This window comes from Streptomyces sp. NPDC055078, from assembly GCF_053607985.1.
The window spans coordinates 1-3,055 of sequence record NZ_JBSGUP010000846.1 but is presented as its reverse complement, the minus strand read 5'-3'; the positions used below and the strand labels follow the sequence as shown (position 1 = coordinate 3,055).

Sequence of the window (3,055 nt, the reverse complement as noted above, 5' to 3'; positions counted from 1 at the left end):
CCCCTACGCCCTGCGGCGTGGGGGGACCCCCAGGGCCGCAATCGCCGGCGGGGGGTGTTTTCCGGCCCTGGGTGCGCGAATTCAGCCTGTTGGGGGTCCCCCCGGACGAAGTCTGGCGGCCGGTGGGCGCTCAGACGTGGCGGGCGCAGCCCGCGGGCAGGGGGCCGCGTAGCTGGACGTACAGGTCGGTCGTCGCGGGGCACTGCGATCGCGCACGCACCGCCGACGCGATGCGGAACTCGGGGCGGTGGGCGCCCGATCCGTCGCAGGCGGTCTCCTTCACCTGCCCCCGGCCCGCGTCGTAGAGGCAGTCGCCGACGAGGGTGTGGGGGCCGCCGCCTCCGCCGGGATCGCCCGGATGGGGCGCTTCCAGATTGCGCATACAGGCGTAACCCTGCCCCACATCGCCGTCGCCGTCCTCGTCGGCCGACGACCGGCCGTGGGAGATATGCAGGACGAAGTCGGTGGTCAGGGGGCAGGCGGGCCCGGTCGACGGCCGTCCGCCGTGCCGGGCGACGACCCGGGCGACGGCCTTCTCGCTGTTGCACGGAACCTCGCCGACATCCCGGCCCCGGGAGCCGCAGTCGCCGGGGCCGAGGAAGACCGTGCCGTACTCCGGGGGGAGGGACGCGGCGACGGCGCTCGAACTCGCCGCGGGCTCCCCGGCGGCCTGCTGACAGCCCGCGGCGAGCACTGCCAGGACGAGTACCAGGGCGCTCACCGCGGACCGCCGTCGCGCTGCCATCAGTACCCCCGACCCTCCGGCCGCCCGGCCGGTCGGTCCAGGGTGACCCGTCGAAGCGGGGCCACGCCACCGGCACCGAGTGTCAGGGGACAGTTGACGGGGGCGCGCAGGAGACGGCTGAGCGATCTGCCTACGACTGATGACGGGTCACCCGTGGCCGATGACCGTCAGGCGTCGCTGGTCCGTTCGACCGACGGGTGTCCGTGCTGTGGGACGCAGGCCCTTGGACGTACCACTGGGGCTCGTCCGGTCCGACGAGCCCCAGCGGTACGGCGGTTCACCGCCCTCCGGGCGGTGGGCGGTCAGTCGTCGTAGGACAGACCGTGCCCGACCGGGTACAGCACCTTCGTCGGGTCGTCGGCCCGCTGGACGGGCACGGGGAGCCGCCCACCGGGCTCGGCGCGGCCCGCGATCACCCGGGCCACCGTCGGCATCTCCACCTCGGCCCAGGAGTACGTGGCGAGTGCCGCCCGGACACCGCCGAGCTGGGCGATGTCGTACGGGTTGCGGACGGCGACGGTGACGACCGGCACGCCGGTCTCGACCAGCCGCCGCACCAGGGTGCGCTGGGCGCTGGTGGCGCCGACGTTGTCGGTGAGGACGATCACCGCGTTCCGGCCCTGGGCCGCCGCCACCGCCTCGTCGATCTTCGCGGCGTTCGGCGTCCGGCCGGTGGGCAGACCGGTCGCGGTGAAGCCCAGGCCGCCGAACGCCTCGGTCAGTACGGGGATCGACGTACGGCCGGCGTCCGCCGGGAACACCGGGTCCGCTCCGGTGATCAGCAGATTCTTCTGCTTGCGCCTGCTCAGCGGCAGGAAGTCGTCCTCGTTGACCAGGAGCGTGGTGGTCCGCTCGGCGATCCGGTCGGCGGTCGCCAGATGCTTGCGGATGCCGACCGTGCGGTCCACACCCCGGTGGGTGACATAGGGGTCGCCGTCGAGCAGCCCCACCTTCTGCTTGAGGCGCAGAATGCGCCGGACCGACTCGTCGAGCCGGGCCTCGGTGATCTCGCCGCCCCGGACGGCGCGCAGAACCGCGTTCCAGGCGAGGTCCAGATTGGGCGGGAACAGCAGTTGGTCCGCGCCCGCCTTAAGGGCGAGCACGGGCACGCGCTCGTCCCCGTACTTGGTCCGTACTCCCGCCATGTTGAGCGCGTCGGTCACGATCACGCCGTCGAAACCGAGTTCCCCGCGCAGGACGCCGGTCAGGATCGGGTGCGAGAGGGTGGCCGGGTCATTGCTCGGGTCCAGCGCCGGGACCTGGAGGTGCGCCGTCATGATCGAGTCGACGCCCGCGTCGATCGCCGCCTTGAAGGGCGGGGCGTCGATCCGGTCCCACTCCTCACGGGTGTGGGTGATCACCGGCAGCCCGGTGTGGCTGTCCGTCCCGGTGTCGCCGTGCCCGGGGAAGTGCTTGGCGGAGGCCGCGACCCCCGCGCCCTGGTAGCCGCGCACCTGGGCGGCGACCAGCCGGGCGGCCGAGTCGGCCTCGGAGCCGAACGACCGCACATTGATGATCGGGTTGGCCGGGTTGACATTGACGTCCGCGACCGGGGCGAAGTTCTGCAGGATGCCCATGGCGGCCAGTTCGACGCCCGCGATCCGGCCCGCCGTACGGGCGTCGGACACCGAGCGTCCCGCGCCCAGCGCCATCGCGCCCGACAACTGGGTGGCCGGCCTGCCGATCCGGGTGGTCGACCCGTGCTCCTGGTCGATGGAGATCACCAGCGGGACCGGTGTGCCGTCGGCCAGGGCGGCGCGCTGGATATCGTTGGAGAGATCCACCAGCTGATGGGGATCGCGGATATTGCGTGACCAGCCGAAGTAGATGACCCCGCCGAGGTGGTACTTGGCGACCATCTCGGCGACCGTCCGCACGCCGATCTCGGCGAGGTTCTGGTCGATGTCGCGCTGGGTGGGTGCGGTGGCGGACTGCCCGTAGAAGTACGGCACAAACAGCTGGCCGACTTTTTCCTCCAGGCTCATCCGGGAGATCAGCTTCTCAAGCTGTGCGGGGTTCTTGGCGCCTCCCGCCGCGGCGGCGGGCGTGGTGCTCGCCACGGCCACCGCGGAGGCGGCCGTCGCCGCCGTGAGAAGAGTACGTCTGGAGAAGTTCCGGTCGTGCATGGTGCTCCTTCCGGCCTTGCCTGACAAGGGAGTTGAAGGAATCTTCCAAGGACACACGGATTAAGCCGGATGAAAGTAACTGCCAGGTCAAGGTCGCGGCAAGGGAGGCGGCACATGCCGGGCGAAAGATCACCAGTTCAGCCGGTGTGTGCCGCCACCGGCAGCGCCGGGAGGGGGCGTGCCG

Annotated in this window: 2 protein-coding genes; both read right to left on the bottom strand. The window is 71.8% G+C overall.

Translation table 11 applies throughout. The features are described from left to right. Positions 1 to 130: 130 nt before the first annotated feature. Positions 131 to 745: a hypothetical protein gene (locus ACWF94_RS37565; RefSeq protein ID WP_453499270.1), complete on the bottom strand. Its 615-nt coding sequence runs from the start codon at positions 743 to 745 to the stop codon at positions 131 to 133. Between the two features lie 302 nt (positions 746 to 1,047). Beyond that, positions 1,048 to 2,871 (bottom strand): glycoside hydrolase family 3 protein, encoded by a 1,824-nt coding sequence (locus ACWF94_RS37560; protein WP_453499269.1) that lies wholly within the window; start codon positions 2,869 to 2,871, stop codon positions 1,048 to 1,050. Positions 2,872 to 3,055: the final 184 nt, after the last annotated feature.